Origin of the sequence: Serratia sp. 506_PEND, from assembly GCF_001076875.1 — a bacterium.
In the GTDB taxonomy this organism is placed as follows: Bacteria; Pseudomonadota; Gammaproteobacteria; order Enterobacterales; family Enterobacteriaceae; genus Serratia; species Serratia marcescens.
This window is the reverse complement of the sequence record NZ_JVEL01000218.1, coordinates 1-276: the sequence shown is the minus strand read 5'-3', so window position 1 is coordinate 276 and position 276 is coordinate 1. Positions and strand designations below refer to the sequence as shown.

1 other RNA gene is annotated in these 276 nt (G+C 51.4%); it reads left to right on the top strand.

Annotation, left to right across the window (positions count from 1 at the left end):
- Nucleotides 1-148, top strand: a non-coding RNA gene (locus ADK28_RS29410) — RtT sRNA; the annotation flags it as partial.
- Nucleotides 149-276 lie beyond the last annotated feature (128 nt).

Below are 276 nucleotides of genomic sequence, written 5' to 3'. Positions count from 1 at the left end.
TTCGAAGGTTCGAATCCTTCCCCCACCACCATCTTTTCGTTGCTGATACGCATTGGGTTAAAGCGAATCAGAAAGGGAAGGATAACGTGCTTTAGCGCGGCCCGAAGGGTGAGGAACGAAGTGACGAATAATCCTTCCCCCACCACCATCTTTTCTCCGCCAGGAGCGAAGACGCAGTAAAGAAACCGGCCAGGTTTCTTCCGGATGAAACCGGAACAACAATTTGTAAATCCATGAATACCATGGTGGGGTTCCCGAGCGGCCAAAGGGAGCAGA